The organism is Pseudomonas sp. 20-5, from assembly GCF_056782835.1.
In genome coordinates, this window is the sequence record NZ_CM165584.1 from 5,910,392 (window position 1) to 5,924,142 (window position 13,751).

General features: G+C 67.4%; 12 protein-coding genes. 7 read left to right on the plus strand and 5 right to left on the minus strand.

Features of this window, described 5'->3' with window-relative positions; all coding sequences use genetic code 11:
* Nucleotides 1-2: 2 nt before the first annotated feature.
* Nucleotides 3-398: an RNA-binding S4 domain-containing protein gene (locus tag AC1RB9_RS27245; RefSeq protein WP_003120401.1), complete on the minus strand. Its 396-nt coding sequence runs from the start codon at nucleotides 396-398 to the stop codon at nucleotides 3-5.
* A gap of 143 nt (nucleotides 399-541) precedes the next feature.
* Between AC1RB9_RS27245 and rimB the strand changes: the two genes are divergently transcribed.
* The 3 genes from rimB (at nucleotide 542) to AC1RB9_RS27260 (ending at nucleotide 3,193) form a co-directional block, all read left to right on the plus strand.
* Entirely contained in the window at nucleotides 542-1,042 is a 501-nt protein-coding gene (rimB, locus tag AC1RB9_RS27250) for a retropepsin-like aspartic endopeptidase RimB (protein WP_003096250.1), read from the plus strand.
* A 131-nt stretch (nucleotides 1,043-1,173) separates the two neighbouring features.
* Nucleotides 1,174-2,079 (plus strand): 30S ribosomal protein S6--L-glutamate ligase, encoded by a 906-nt coding sequence (gene rimK, locus AC1RB9_RS27255; protein ID WP_003096254.1) that lies wholly within the window; start codon nucleotides 1,174-1,176, stop codon nucleotides 2,077-2,079.
* A gap of 190 nt (nucleotides 2,080-2,269) precedes the next feature.
* The gene (locus AC1RB9_RS27260; RefSeq protein WP_003457765.1) at nucleotides 2,270-3,193 is read left to right on the plus strand and encodes an LD-carboxypeptidase; all 924 of its coding nucleotides are present in this window, start codon (nucleotides 2,270-2,272) and stop codon (nucleotides 3,191-3,193) included.
* A 76-nt stretch (nucleotides 3,194-3,269) separates the two neighbouring features.
* Here AC1RB9_RS27260 and amgS read toward each other — a convergent pair whose 3' ends face one another.
* On the minus strand, nucleotides 3,270-4,589 hold the full coding sequence (gene amgS / locus AC1RB9_RS27265) for a two-component system sensor histidine kinase AmgS (protein WP_003109988.1): 1,320 nt from the start codon (nucleotides 4,587-4,589) through the stop codon (nucleotides 3,270-3,272).
* 94 nt (nucleotides 4,590-4,683) lie between these two features.
* A complete protein-coding gene (gene amgR / locus AC1RB9_RS27270; RefSeq protein ID WP_003096259.1) occupies nucleotides 4,684-5,427 on the minus strand; it encodes a two-component system response regulator AmgR in 744 nt (247 codons plus the stop codon).
* Nucleotides 5,428-5,615: 188 nt separating this feature from the next.
* On the opposite strand from amgR, the gene AC1RB9_RS27275 reads away from it, so the two are divergent.
* The 3 genes from AC1RB9_RS27275 to gshA all read left to right on the plus strand — a co-directional run bounded on the left by AC1RB9_RS27275 (nucleotide 5,616) and on the right by gshA (nucleotide 10,146).
* Complete coding sequence (locus AC1RB9_RS27275; protein WP_003457766.1) at nucleotides 5,616-7,955, plus strand: Tex family protein; 2,340 nt, start codon at nucleotides 5,616-5,618, stop codon at nucleotides 7,953-7,955.
* A 38-nt stretch (nucleotides 7,956-7,993) separates the two neighbouring features.
* The gene (locus AC1RB9_RS27280; RefSeq protein WP_042115369.1) at nucleotides 7,994-8,356 is read left to right on the plus strand and encodes a PaaI family thioesterase; all 363 of its coding nucleotides are present in this window, start codon (nucleotides 7,994-7,996) and stop codon (nucleotides 8,354-8,356) included.
* 206 nt (nucleotides 8,357-8,562) lie between these two features.
* Nucleotides 8,563-10,146 (plus strand): glutamate--cysteine ligase, encoded by a 1,584-nt coding sequence (gene gshA, locus AC1RB9_RS27285; RefSeq protein WP_003457767.1) that lies wholly within the window; start codon nucleotides 8,563-8,565, stop codon nucleotides 10,144-10,146.
* A gap of 42 nt (nucleotides 10,147-10,188) precedes the next feature.
* On the opposite strand, the gene argA is transcribed toward gshA, so the two are convergent.
* Entirely contained in the window at nucleotides 10,189-11,487 is a 1,299-nt protein-coding gene (argA, locus tag AC1RB9_RS27290) for an amino-acid N-acetyltransferase (protein WP_003096265.1), read from the minus strand.
* Between the two features lie 337 nt (nucleotides 11,488-11,824).
* Here argA and AC1RB9_RS27295 point away from each other — a divergent pair, with 337 nt between their 5' ends.
* Complete coding sequence (locus tag AC1RB9_RS27295) at nucleotides 11,825-12,526, plus strand: MarC family NAAT transporter (protein WP_003114055.1); 702 nt, start codon at nucleotides 11,825-11,827, stop codon at nucleotides 12,524-12,526.
* Here AC1RB9_RS27295 and argE read toward each other — a convergent pair.
* The gene (gene argE, locus AC1RB9_RS27300) at nucleotides 12,499-13,653 is read right to left on the minus strand and encodes an acetylornithine deacetylase (RefSeq protein ID WP_003457770.1); all 1,155 of its coding nucleotides are present in this window, start codon (nucleotides 13,651-13,653) and stop codon (nucleotides 12,499-12,501) included. The genes AC1RB9_RS27295 and argE overlap by 28 nt on opposite strands.
* Nucleotides 13,654-13,751 lie beyond the last annotated feature (98 nt).

Sequence of the window (13,751 nt, forward strand, 5' to 3'; positions counted from 1 at the left end):
TCTCAGTCCTGGCCGCCGCGCAACTGGTGGATCTGCCGCCGCTGCTTCTTGCTCGGCCGCCCCTCTGTCTGTACGCCCAGCGCCCCGGCCTTGCGCATGGCCGCCGCGCGCTCGCGGCTTGCCACGCTGTCCGCGGTTTCCTCGTAGAGAGCCTGGGCCTCCGGCGCGCCACGCCGGACTACGGAAAGCGCGCGAATGGTCACGGTTCGCTCGTCGAAGCCCGTACGAATGGTCAACTCCTCCCCTACCCTGGGTTCCTTGCTCGGCTTGCACCGCTCGCCCCGGCAATGCACCTTGCCGCCCTCTATCGCGGCCTTGGCCAGCGCCCGGGTCTTGAAGAAGCGCGCCGCCCAGAGCCACTTGTCCAGGCGCACCTTGTCGTCGTCTTTCTCGCTCACTGGCATTTCCCGTATTCGTTCCGCCGCTGTCTCGCGACTGTCATCGACAGCCGCTAGGTTCGTCTTCGGCATCCTCGGGCAGCCGTCTGGCGGCCGCCCATAGCCCTGCTAGAATGCCGGCAAAACGCCTGGAATGCCTACCCGTGAAGACATTCGACCAGCTTTCCGTCATCGGTCTGCGCGAGTGGATCGCCTTTCCCGAACTGGGCATGGTCGGGCTGCGCGCGAAGATCGACACCGGCGCCAGCACCTCCAGCCTGCATGCCTCGGACATCGTTCCCTTCGAGCGCGACGGCGAGAAGTGGGTGCGCTTCACCGCCCACCTCGGCACGCTGGTGCAGCGCCGGCACCGTTGCGAAGCGCCGATGGTCGCGCGCAAGAGCATTCGCAGCTCCAACGGCCAGGCCCAGACCCGCTACGTGATCCGCACCACCCTGGCGCTGGGCGATCGCATGTGGCCGGTAGAGTTCACCCTGGCCTGCCGCAAGTCCATGCGCTATCGCGTGCTGCTCGGCTCCAAGGCGCTGATCGCCGGGCAACTGGTGGTCAACCCGGCCCTGGCCTACGTCCAGGATCGTCCCGAGTCGCCGGCCGCCCTGCCCGCGGCGACGAGCATCGACCTGCTCGACGGGAGCCCGGTTTGAGCCATTCGCCGGCAGCACCTGTCCAACCTCCATCCATTCCCGAAACGGCCGGTCCGATGCCTGCCGCGACGACAACCCACAGCCTCGCCGCCGCTGCCCGCCAGCCGGTCCAACCCATCCACAGGTGCTGAATGAAAATCGCCGTGCTGTCGCGCAATCCCCGGCTCTACTCGACCCGTCGCCTGGTGGAGGCCGGGCGGGAGCGCGGCCATGAAATGGTGGTCATCGATACGCTGCGCGCCTACATGAACATCGCCAGCCACAAGCCGCAGATCCACTACCGGGGACAACCGCTGGAGGGCTTCGACGCGGTGATCCCGCGCATCGGCGCCTCGGTGACCTTCTACGGCTGCGCGGTATTGCGCCAGTTCGAGATGATGGGCGTGTTCCCGCTCAACGAGTCGGTCGCCATCGCTCGCTCGCGGGACAAGCTGCGCTCGCTGCAACTGCTGTCGCGCAAGGGCATCGGCCTGCCGGTGACCGGCTTCGCTCATTCCCCGGACGACGTCCCGGACCTGATCGAGATGGTCGGAGGCGCACCGCTGGTGATCAAGCTGCTGGAGGGCACCCAGGGCATCGGCGTGGTCCTCTGCGAAACCGAGAAGGCCGCCGAATCGGTGCTCGAGGCTTTCATGGGGCTCAAGCACAACATCATGGTCCAGGAGTACATAAAGGAAGCCGGCGGCGCCGACATCCGCTGCTTCGTGGTCGGCGACAAGGTGATCGCCTCGATGAAGCGCCAGGCAGCGCCCGGCGAGTTCCGCTCCAACCTGCACCGAGGCGGCAGCGCCAGCCTGATCAAGATCACCCCGGAAGAACGCATGACCGCCATCCGCGCCGCCCGCGTGATGGGCCTGAACGTCGCCGGGGTGGACATCCTGCGCTCCAACCATGGTCCGCTGGTAATGGAGGTGAACTCCTCGCCGGGCCTGGAAGGTATCGAATCCACCACCGGCAAGGACATCGCCGGGATCATCATCCAGTACCTGGAAAAGAACGGCGGCCCCCACCTGGCCAGGACGAAGGGAAAGGGGTGAGCCGGACCAGACAACGCATGCGTTGTACCGGCCCATCGGACGCACCGCATTACGCTGGCGATCCCGGCCTCGACAGAAGGTCCATGCCACGCTTGAATGAAGCATCGCCGCAACCGATGCCGGAAACCCCGCCGAACCCTGGGCTCTTCCGGCACTCGAATCCTTTCCTGACGCTTCACGGAATCGCCGCATGACCTCTCGTCCTTCCTCCGACCAGACCTGGCAGCCCATCGACGGCCGGGTGGCGCTGATCGCGCCAGCCTCGGCCATCGCCACCGACGTGCTGGAGGCGACCCTGCGGCAACTGGAAGTGCACGGCGTGGACTACCATCTCGGCCGCCACGTCGAAGCCCGCTACCGCTACCTCGCCGGGACGGTCGAGCAGCGCCTGGAAGACCTGCACAACGCCTTCGACATGCCGGACATCACCGCGGTCTGGTGCCTGCGCGGCGGCTACGGCTGCGGCCAGTTGCTGCCGGGCCTGGACTGGGGGCGCCTGCAGGCGGCCTCTCCGCGGCCACTGATCGGTTTCTCCGACATCTCGGTGTTGCTCAGCGCTTTCCACCGCCACGGCCTGCCTGCGTTCCACGGCCCGGTGGCCACCGGTCTCGGTCTGTCGCCGCTGAGCGCCCCCCGCGAGCAGCAGGAGCGGCTAGCCTCTCTGGCCTCGGTCAGCCGCTTGCTGGCCGGAATCGACCATGAACTCCCGGTGCAGCACCTCGGCGGACACAAGCAACGCGTCGAAGGCGCGCTGATCGGCGGCAACCTCACCGCCCTGGCCTGCATGGCCGGCACACTCGGCGGCCTGCACGCCCCGGCGGGGTCGATCCTGGTCCTGGAGGACGTCGGCGAACCCTACTACCGCCTGGAGCGCAGCCTCTGGCAATTGCTCGAAAGCATCGACGCGCGCCAGCTCGGCGCGATCTGCCTGGGCTCGTTCACCGATTGCCCGCGCAAGGAAGTCGCCCACAGCCTGGAGCGGATCTTCGGCGAATACGCCGCCGCCATCGAGGTGCCGCTCTACCACCACCTGCCCAGCGGGCATGGTGCGCAGAACCGAGCCTGGCCTTACGGGAAGACCGCGGTGCTCGAGGGAAACCGGTTGCGCTGGTAGGGACGGGGCGCGCCCTTCTCCGTAAGCACGAGAGGGGGCGGGAAGTGCCGCTGGAACGGCACAAACCCGTCGGGTATCAGGCCGCGCCGCGCGGCAGCAGCAACCCCAGCGGCAGGCAGACCCGCGCTTCCAGGCCGCCGCCATCGCGGTTGCGCAGTTCGACGCTGCCGCCGTGCTGGGCGGCGATGCGCTTGACGATCGCCAGGCCGAGGCCGGTGCCCTTGCCGCCACGCGCCTTGTCGCCACGGATGAAGGGATTGAAGATGCTGTCCACTTCCGCGGGATCGATGCCCTGGCCGCGATCGAGCACGCTCAGCACCACGTAGGGCGCCGCGCTTTCGCCGGCCACGTAGCTGGCCACCTCCACCGAACCGCCGCCGTGGTTCAGGGCATTGTCGATCAGGTTGCCCAGCAGACGCTTCATCGACACACGCCGCAACGGCATCGCCGGTACCGGTTGCAAGGCCATGCGCACCTGCTCGCGAGTCTGGTTGAACGGCGCCACGACCTCGCGCACCAGGTCGGTCAGGTCGCCCTCCTCCACCGGCTCGTCGCGGCCGTCGCGGATGAAGGCGAGGAACTGGTCGAGGATCGCGTCCATGTCCTCGATGTCGCGGACCATGTCCTCGACCATCTCCCGTTCGCTCTCCGGCAGCAACTCCAGCGACAGGCGCAGGCGCGTCAGCGGGGTGCGCAGGTCGTGGGAGACACCGGCCAACATCAATTCGCGTTCGCGCCCGCCCTGCTCGATGTCCTCGGCCATCTGGTTGAAGGCGCGATACACCTCGGCCATTTCACTCGGCGTCTCCGGTCCCAGCGGCAGGCGCACGCTGCGCCCCTGGCCGAACTGGCGGGCGGCGACCACCAGGCGCTTGAGCGGCTGGCTGAGCTGGCGGACGAAGATCCAGGCGGCGGCGGTGGAGAGCAGGCCGATGCCGAGGAACCAGCCGAGCACGCTCCAGATCCGTTGGCCACGCAAGGGATGCGGATACAACGGCACCGCCAGCCAGCCTTCGCCGAGGCTCGGTGCGCGCACCCAGAGCTGCGACGGCTGGTGGATACGCAGGCGGGTCTCGGTGTCCGGCCCCAGCTCCATCTGCATCTGCCGCTGGAAGATTTCCGTGTACGGCCAGTGCTGCTCGCCGGGCTGGTCGGCGCTGCTCGGCACCCAGCGCAGGCCGGAAGCCTTGGCGATGGCCGCGCGCGACTCCTCGTCGGCAGCCCAGAACGCGCGGATGGTCAGCGCCGCGCCGTGGCTGTACTGGCGGTCGACGATCACGTCCTCGTTCATCAGCAGGTAGACCAGGGTCAGCGCCTTGGAGAACAGCACGACGATCAGCACCAGCCAGAGGGTGCGGGCGAAGAAGCTTTGCGGGAACCAGAGCGGCGTTTTCATCGATCGGACCGGTTGCGCGCCGGCGGACGGGGCCGACGCCTGTTGCGGGTAAGACGACGCGGCCGGTGCATCGCTGCACCGGCCGCGCGGAGACTCAGGCCTTGCGCGCGTTGCCGTCCGGCACGAACACGTAGCCGACGCCCCAGACCGTCTGGATATAGCGCGGCTTGGACGGATCCGGCTCGATCAGCCGGCGCAGGCGCGAGATCTGCACGTCGATGGAACGCTCCAGGGCATCCCACTCGCGGCCACGGGCGAGGTTCATCAGCTTGTCCCGGGTCAGCGGTTCGCGGGCGTGCTGCACCAGGGCCTTGAGCACGGCGAACTCGCCGGTGGTCAGCATGTGTACCTCGTCGCCCTTCTTCAGTTCGCGGGTGGCGAGGAACAGCTGGTAGTCGCCGAAGGTCACCACCTCGTCGGCACCGGCAGGCGCGCCGGGCACCAGCGGCGCCTGGCGGCGCAGCACGGCCTTGATCCGCGCCAGCAGTTCGCGCGGGTTGAACGGCTTGGCCAGGTAGTCGTCGGCGCCCAGTTCCAGGCCCTGGATGCGGCTGCCCTCGTCGCCCTTGGCGGTGAGCATGATGATCGGCACCTGGTTGTTCTGTTCGCGCAGGCGGCGGCAGGCAGTGAGGCCGTCCTCGCCGGGAAGCATCAGGTCGAGCACAACCAGCTGGAACAGTTCGCGGGATAGAAGGCGATCCATCTGCTCGGTGTTCTCCACCGCGCGGACGCGGTAGCCCTGCTCGTCGAGGAAACGTTCGAGCAGGCGGCGCAGGCGGGCGTCGTCGTCGACGACGAGGATCTTTTCACCTTCGGCCAGGGCGGCAGGGTTCGACATAGAAACTCCCAGAATGAGTCAGGCGGGCATTATCGCCCAGGTAGCGGCTGGGCCGGACTGTCCATTGTTAGCAGATTTTTCCCCGACCAGCCGCCCTCCAAGGCGAAACTTGGCAGGTATAATGCGGCGCTTTTGCGGCGGGGCGTTGTCTACACGGCCCGTTTTCGTTCGTTTTACCAGGTGGATCAATGGACAGCATCAACACCCGTATCGCCGAAGAGCTCTCCGCACTGCCCTCCGGCCGCGTTCAACCGCAGCAAGTCGCCGCTGCCGTCGCCCTGCTCGACGAAGGCTCCACCGTTCCCTTCATCGCCCGTTACCGCAAAGAGGTCACCGGCAGCCTCGACGATACCCAGTTGCGCATGCTGGAAGAGCGCCTGCGCTACCTGCGCGAACTGGAAGAACGCCGCGGCGCGATCCTCGCCAGCATCGAGGAACAGGGCAAGCTGACCCCCGAACTGGCCCGCGACATCAAGCTCGCCGACACCAAGACCCGTCTCGAAGACCTCTACCTGCCTTATAAGCAGAAGCGCCGCACCAAGGGCCAGATCGCCCTGGAAGCCGGCCTCGGCGCGCTGGCCGACGCACTGTTCGACGACCCGACCCTGGTCCCGGAAAGCGAGGCCGCGCGTTTCGTCGACGCCGAGAAAGGCTTCGCCGACGTCAAGGCGGTGCTGGAAGGCGCCAAGTACATCCTCATGGAGCGCTTCGCCGAAGACGCCACGCTGCTCGACAAGCTGCGCGTGTTCATGAAGAACGAAGCGACCCTGACCGCCCGCGTGGTCCCCGGCAAGGAACAGGAAGGCGCCAAGTTCAGCGACTACTTCGAACACGATGAGCCGCTGAAAAGCGCCCCGTCGCACCGCGCCCTGGCGATCTTCCGCGGACGCAACGAAGGCATCCTCAGCGCCTCGCTGAAGGTCGGCGAGGAAGCGCCGGGCACCCTGCACCCATGCGAGGTCATGATCGCCGAGCGCTTCGGCCTGTCCAACCAGGGCCGCGCCGCCGACAAGTGGCTGGCCGAGGTGGTGCGCTGGACCTGGAAGGTCAAGCTCTATACCCACCTGGAAACCGACCTGTTCGGCGAGCTCCGCGACGGCGCCGAGGACGAGGCGATCAGCGTGTTCGCGCGCAACCTGCACGACCTGCTGCTGGCCGCCCCGGCCGGCCCGCGCGCCACCCTCGGCCTCGACCCGGGCCTGCGCACCGGGGTCAAGGTCGCGGTGGTCGACGCCACCGGCAAGCTGCTGGACACCGCCACCGTCTACCCACATGCGCCGAAGAACCAGTGGGACCAGACCCTCGCCGTGCTCGCCGCGCTGTGCGCCAAGCACCAGGTCGAGCTGATCGCCATCGGCAACGGCACCGCCAGCCGCGAGACCGACAAGCTGGCCGGCGAACTGATCAAGAAGTATCCGGGCATGAAGCTGACCAAGATCATGGTCAGCGAAGCCGGCGCATCGGTGTATTCCGCCTCCGAACTGGCGGCGAAGGAGTTCCCCGAGCTGGACGTGTCCCTGCGCGGCGCCGTATCCATCGCCCGTCGCCTGCAGGACCCGCTGGCGGAGCTGGTGAAGATCGAGCCCAAGTCGATCGGCGTCGGCCAGTACCAGCACGACGTGTCCCAGCTGAAGCTGGCGCGTAGCCTGGACGCGGTGGTCGAGGATTGCGTGAACGCCGTCGGCGTCGACGTCAACACCGCCTCCGCCGCCCTGCTGGCACGCATCTCCGGCCTCAACTCGACGCTGGCGCAGAACATCGTCGCGCACCGCGACGCCAACGGAGCGTTCCGCACCCGCGACGAGCTGAAGAAAGTCAGCCGCCTGGGCGAAAAGACCTTCGAGCAAGCCGCCGGCTTCCTCCGCGTGATGAACGGCGACAACCCGCTGGACGCCTCGGCGGTGCACCCGGAGACCTATCCGCTGGTGCAGCGCATCGCCGCCGACACCGAGCGCGACATCCGCTCGCTGATCGGCGACTCGGCGTTCCTCAAGCGCCTCGACCCGAAGAAGTTCACCGACGAGACCTTCGGCCTGCCGACCGTCACCGACATCCTCAAGGAACTCGACAAGCCCGGCCGCGACCCGCGTCCGGAGTTCAAGACCGCAGAATTCCAGGAAGGCGTCGAGAGCCTCAAGGACCTCAAGCCGGGCATGGTCCTGGAGGGCGTGGTGACCAACGTCACCAACTTCGGCGCGTTCGTCGACATCGGCGTCCACCAGGACGGCCTGGTGCACATCTCGGCGCTGTCCGAGAAGTTCGTCAAGGATCCGTACGAAGTGGTCAAGGCCGGCGACATCGTCAAGGTCAAGGTCATGGAAGTGGACATCCCGCGCAACCGTGTCGGCCTGTCCATGCGCATGAGCGACACCCCCGGCGAGAAGGTCGAAGGCCAGCGCGGCGGGCGTCCCACCGGCAGCGGCCAGCCGCGCCAGGAGCGTGGCGCCCCGCGCGGACAGAGCGCGCCGCCGGCGAACAACGCCATGGCCGCGCTGTTCGCCAACGCCAAGCAACTGAAGAAGAAGTGACGGAGCCGTCCATGAGCGAGATGCCCGCCCGCGAGCAGATGATCAGCGCCTACAGCGAACTGGTCGGCCTGGACCCGGTCAGCCTCGGCGACGGCGTCGCCGAGGTACGCCTGCCGATGGCCGCGCACCTGCGCAACCGCGGCGGGGTCATGCACGGCGGCGCGCTGTTCTCGCTGATGGACGTGACCATGGGGCTGGCCTGCTCCAGTTCCCATGGTTTCGACCGCCAGAGCGTCACCCTGGAATGCAAGATCAACTACATCCGCGCCGTCGCCGACGGCGAGGTGCGCTGCGTCGCCCGCGTCCTCCATGCCGGGCGCCGCAGCCTGGTTGTGGAAGCCGAGGTGCGGCAAGGCGACAAACTGGTCGCGAAAGGACAAGGTACCTTCGCCCAGTTGTAAACCGGCGCGGCCGCCATGCGGCAGAATGGCGCGCAACGGCGATCCCGATCCGTGCCGGGCGCCCGCCTCGACGGCTCCCGCCGAAGTCGCGGCGACCGGCCCCAGGACGAAGCGAAAACGCATTTACGTCCTCCCTCTTGTAGACCGCTCGGTCCACCCTCATATTGGGGCGACCGATCTGGGACGCGATCACAAGGAATCCCGACTTGAGCGATCTTCTCTCCCGCCGCCTGGCTCTGCTCGGCGCCGCAGCCAACCTGCCCCTGCTGACCGAGTGCCTGCATGGCATCGAGCGCGAATGCCTGCGAGTCGATAGCGACGGCAAGCTGGCGCTCACCCCCCACCCCCGGGCCCTGGGTTCGACCCTGACCCATCCGCAGATCACTACCGACTACTCCGAGGCCTTGCTGGAGTTCATCACGCCCACGGAAACCGACGTCGCCGACACTCTGGGCGATCTCGAGCGCATCCACCGCTTCGCCAGTTCGAAACTGGACGGCGAATACCTGTGGAGCCCATCGATGCCCTGCGAGCTGCCGGACGAGGAGAGCATCCCGATCGCCCGCTACGGCAGCTCGATGATCGGCCGCCTGAAGTACGTCTACCGCAAGGGCCTGGCGCTGCGCTACGGCAAGACCATGCAGTGCATCGCCGGCATCCACTACAACTTCTCCCTGCCGGAGAGGCTCTGGCCGCTGCTGCGCCAGGCCGAAGGCAGCGAGCTGTCGGAACGCGACTACCAGTCCGCCGCCTACATCGCCCTGATTCGCAATTTCCGCCGCTACAGCTGGCTGCTGATGTACCTGTTCGGCGCCTCGCCGGCCCTCGACGCCGGCTTCCTGCGTGGCCGCCCGAGCCAGTTGGAGCGCCTCGACGAACACACGCTCTACCTGCCCTACGCCACCAGCCTGCGGATGAGCGACCTGGGCTACCAGAACAACGCCCAGGCCGGCCTGACGCCCTGCTACAACGACCTGCAGAGCTACATCGACAGCCTGCGCCAGGCGGTCAGCACGCCCTACCCGCCCTACGAGAAGGTCGGCACCAAGCAGGATGGCGAATGGGTGCAGCTGAACACCAACATCCTGCAGATCGAGAACGAGTACTACTCGAGCATCCGGCCAAAGCGCGTCACCTACACCGGCGAGCGTCCGGTGCAGGCCCTGGCCGCTCGCGGCGTGCAGTACGTGGAAGTGCGCTGCCTGGACATCAACCCGTTCCTGCCGCTGGGCATCGACCTGGACGAGGCGCGCTTCCTCGACGCCTTCCTGCTGTTCTGCGCGTTCAGCGACAGCCCGCTGCTGAACGGCGAGTGCAGCGACGCCACCGACAACTTCCTCGCCGTGGTCAAGGAAGGCAGGCGGCCGGGCCTGCAATTGCAACGTCGCGGCCAGCCGGTGGAATTGCAGGTCTGGGCGAACGAGCTGCTCGAACGAATCGCCGACACCGCGGCGCTGCTCGACCGCGCGCGCGGCGGCGAAGCCCACGCGGCGGCGCTGGCAGCGCAGCGGGCGAAGGTGGCCGATGCGGAACTGACGCCTTCGGCGCAGGTGCTGAAGGTCATGCACGAGCGCGGCGAGAGCTTCGAAGCGTTCTCCCTGCGCCAGAGCCGCGAACACGCGGAGTATTTCCGCCAGCATCCGCTGGCCGCCGAAGAGCAGGCGCGCTTCGAGAAGATGGCCAGCGACTCCCTGGCCGAACAGACGGAGCTGGAACGCGACCAGGATGGCGACTTCGATACCTTCGTCGCCGCCTACCAGGCGAGCATCCTCGGCCTGATCAGCAACTGAGCCAAGCCGGCGCGCCCCTGCGCCCAGGGACGCGCCGGCGGATCACAGGCTCTTCTCGAATACCTGCGAATTGCGCTGGAAGTTGTACAGCGAGGCCCGCGCCGCCGGTAGCCGTTCGACGCTGCTGGGCTGGAAGCCGCGCTCGCGGAACCAGTGCGCGGTCCGCGTGGTGAGCACGAACAGGGTCTTCAGGCCGAGTCCGCGCGCGCGCTCTTCGATCCGCTCCAGCAGTTCGTCGCCACGCCCGCCGTGGCGGTACTCCGGGTTGACCGCCAGACAGGCCAGCTCGCCCGCCTCGGAATCGGCGATCGGATAGAGCGCGGCGCAGGCGATGATCAGCCCTTCGCGCTCGACGATGCTGAACTGTTCGATCTCGCGTTCCAGCACCTCGCGGGAACGGCGTACCAGGATGCCCTGCTCTTCCAGTGGGCGGATCAGCTCGATCAGCCCGCCAACGTCCTCGATGCCCGCCTCGCGCAACTGCTCGAACTGCTCCTGGGCGACCAGGGTGCCGTTGCCGGTGCGGGTGAATAGCTCGCTGAGCAGCGCGCCGTCCTCGGTGTAGCTGACGATATGGCTGCGCTTGACCCCGGCCCGGCAGGCCTGCGCCGCGGCGTCCAGCAGCTCGGCCTGATAGCTGTTGCCCAGCCGTTGCAGGTGCGCGGGCACCTGCTGCGGGCGCAGTTCGCGGACCAGCTTGCCGGATGCGTCCAGCAAGCCCTGTTCGGCGCCGTAGAGAATCAGCTTTTCCGCTTCCAGGTCGATGGCGGCGCGCATGGCCACGTCTTCGCAGGCCAGGTTGAAGATTTCCCCGGTCGGCGAGTAGCCCAGCGGCGAGAGCAGGACGATGCTGCGCTCGTCGAGAAGGCGGCCAATGCCCTTGCGGTCGATGCGACGGACCTCGCCGGTATGGTGATAGTCGACACCCTCGACCACGCCGATCGGCCGCGCGGTGACCAGGTTGCCGCCAGCGACCCGCAGGCGCGCGCCCTGCATCGGCGAGGCGGCCATGTCCATCGACAGCCGCGCCTCGATGGCGATGCGCAGGCTACCCACGGCGTCGATGACGCACTCCAGGGTCGGTGCATCGGTCACTCGCAGGTCGCGGTGATAGCGCGGAGCCAGGCCGCGCGCGGCCAGGCGCGCCTCGATCTGCGGACGCGAACCGTGCACCAGCACCAGGCGCGCGCCGAGGCTGTGGAGAAGGACCAGGTCGTGGACGATATTGCCGAAATTGGGATGCTCCACCCCTTCGCCGGGGAGCATGACCACGAAGGTGCGGTCCCGGTGCGAGTTGATATAGGGCGAAGCGTGACGTAACCAGTTGACGTAGTCGGGCATGGTGGGGGAAAGCCTGTCGTTTCGTGAGCGAGAGCAAAGCGTGAGCGGCCGGGACGGCCCGAAGGGCGCCGTTATCGTCGTCGCAGCAACATCGACAGGCTTCTCCTCACTTTCTGGTTAACGAGACGGATGGATCACGCGCGAGTTTAAACCCTCGGCGGCCCCCCGGCCGCGGGATTCGACCATGGTACGGGGCCTGGGGCCGGAACGAACCGTTTTACCACTATTTTTGAAAAAAACTATCCGAAAACCCCGGTTAACTCGCACAGCGCTTTTTCGCTAGGCTGCCTCGTTCGCCGTGCCGTCCGGCGCGCAACCACGCGAACGAGGAAAATCCATGAGCGAATACTTCCATCACGTCCTGATCGGACTGCTCGCCGTGCTTCCGGTGGCCAACCCGCTGACCAGCGTCTCGCTACTGCTCGGCCTCGGCGGCAGCCTGCCGCCGGCGGAGCGCAACCGGCAGATATTCAAGGCCAGCCTCTACGTGGCGCTGATCATGCTGGTCAGCTTCTACGGCGGCAGCCTGGTGATGCAGGTGTTCGGCATCTCCATTCCCGGCCTGCGCATCGCCGGCGGGCTGATCGTCGCCTATATCGGCTTCACCATGCTGTTCCCCGCCACCACGCCGGACGAGACCGAAGTCCAGCACGACCTGCTGTCGGACGAGGAAAAGATCACCCCGCACTTCCGCGACCTGTCCTTCGTTCCGCTGGCCCTGCCGGGTACCGCGGGGCCGGGGACCATCGCCCTGGTGGTCAGCTCGGCGTCGACGCTGCAATCCACCTACGGAAGCATTCCGCTGTTCATCCACCTCGCGGCGATCACCGTCACCCTGCTCACCGCGCTGATCTTCTGGATCGCCCTGCAAAGCTCCGGGCGCATCATGAAGTTCCTCGGCGAATCCGGGATCGACGCCATCTCGCGAGTGGTCGGCTTCCTGCTGGTGGCGATGGGCGTGCAGTTCGTCATCAACGGCGGCTTCGAGCTGGTCGCCGGCCACGCCGCGCTTCAGTCGGCGGCGGGCGTCAGGCAGTAATGCTGGATCAGCCGGCGCAGCACGCCGACCATCGGTTCGATACGCGCCAGTTCGAGGTGCTCGTCGGGCTGGTGGGCACAGGCGATGTCGCCGGCACCGAGGACCAGGGTCTCGCTGCCCAGGCGCTGGAAGTACGGCGCCTCGGTACCGAACGCCACGGCCTCGGCGCGATGCCCGGTCAGGCGTTCGGCGACGCGTACCAGTTCGCTGTCCTGCGCCTGTTCGAACGGCGGCACGGCAGGGAACAGCGGCTGGTAGTCGATGCTCACCTGGTGCCGTTCGGCCAGCGGCCGCAGGCGCTGGCGGATCGCCTCGCGCAACTGCTCGGGCTGCATGCCGGGTAGCGGGCGCAGGTCGAATTCCAGCGAACACTGGCCGCAGATGCGGTTGGGATTGTCGCCGCCGTGGATGCAACCGAAGTTCAGGGTCGGCTGGGGCACGCTGAACTGCGGGTTGTTCCAGGCCTGCTGCCATTCCCCGCGCAGCGCCATCAGCTCGCCGATGGTCGCGTGCATCGCCTCCAGGGCGCTGCGCCCGAGGTTCGGATCGGACGAATGGCCGCTCTGCCCGAGAATCTCGATGCGCTCCATCATCACCCCCTTGTGCAGGCGGATCGGCCGCAGGTTGGTCGGCTCGCCGATCACCGTGGCGCGACCCAGCGGCCGCCCGCTTTCGGCGAGGGCACGGGCGCCGGCCATCGAGCTTTCCTCGTCGCAGGTGGCGAGGATCATCAGCGGCTGGCGGAACGGCTGGTCGAGCAGCGGCAGCAAGGCCTCGATGGCCAGCGGGAAGAAGCCCTTCATGTCGCAACTGCCGAGGCCGTACCAGCGGCCGTCGCGCTCGTCCAGGCGCAGCGGATCGCTGCTCCACAGCGCTTCGTCGTAGGGCACGGTATCGGTGTGGCCGGCCAGCACCAGCCCGCCGGGACCGCTGCCGTAGCTGGCCAGCAGGTTGAACTTGCCCGGCGAGACTTCCCGGATCTCGCAGCGGAAGCCTAGATCGCCCAGCCAGGAGGCCAGCAGGTCGACCACCGGGCGGTTGGTCTGGTCCAGCTCGGGCTGGGTGCAACTGACGGAAGACGCGGCGATCAGCGCGCCGAACTGGTCTTTCAGAGACGGCAACGGCATGGGACTCTCCACACGGATCGAGCCCCATCATGGCCTATCGCGGCAGTGGATAAAACCGTCCGTTCCGGTTCCGCCTGCGCCAGCCGACGAAGATCGCG

What these genes read in the sequence shown, in the direction of transcription:
- rimK (WP_003096254.1), top strand. Translation starts at nt 1,174, where the DNA reads ATGAAAATCGCCGTGCTGTCGCGCAATCCCCGGCTCTACTCGACCCGT.
- AC1RB9_RS27260 (WP_003457765.1), top strand. Translation starts at nt 2,270, where the DNA reads ATGACCTCTCGTCCTTCCTCCGACCAGACCTGGCAGCCCATCGACGGC.
- amgS (WP_003109988.1), bottom strand. Translation starts at nt 4,589, where the DNA reads ATGAAAACGCCGCTCTGGTTCCCGCAAAGCTTCTTCGCCCGCACCCTC.
- amgR (WP_003096259.1), bottom strand. Translation starts at nt 5,427, where the DNA reads ATGTCGAACCCTGCCGCCCTGGCCGAAGGTGAAAAGATCCTCGTCGTC.
- AC1RB9_RS27275 (WP_003457766.1), top strand. Translation starts at nt 5,616, where the DNA reads ATGGACAGCATCAACACCCGTATCGCCGAAGAGCTCTCCGCACTGCCC.
- AC1RB9_RS27280 (WP_042115369.1), top strand. Translation starts at nt 7,994, where the DNA reads ATGATCAGCGCCTACAGCGAACTGGTCGGCCTGGACCCGGTCAGCCTC.
- argA (WP_003096265.1), bottom strand. Translation starts at nt 11,487, where the DNA reads ATGCCCGACTACGTCAACTGGTTACGTCACGCTTCGCCCTATATCAAC.
- AC1RB9_RS27295 (WP_003114055.1), top strand. Translation starts at nt 11,825, where the DNA reads ATGAGCGAATACTTCCATCACGTCCTGATCGGACTGCTCGCCGTGCTT.
- argE (WP_003457770.1), bottom strand. Translation starts at nt 13,653, where the DNA reads ATGCCGTTGCCGTCTCTGAAAGACCAGTTCGGCGCGCTGATCGCCGCG.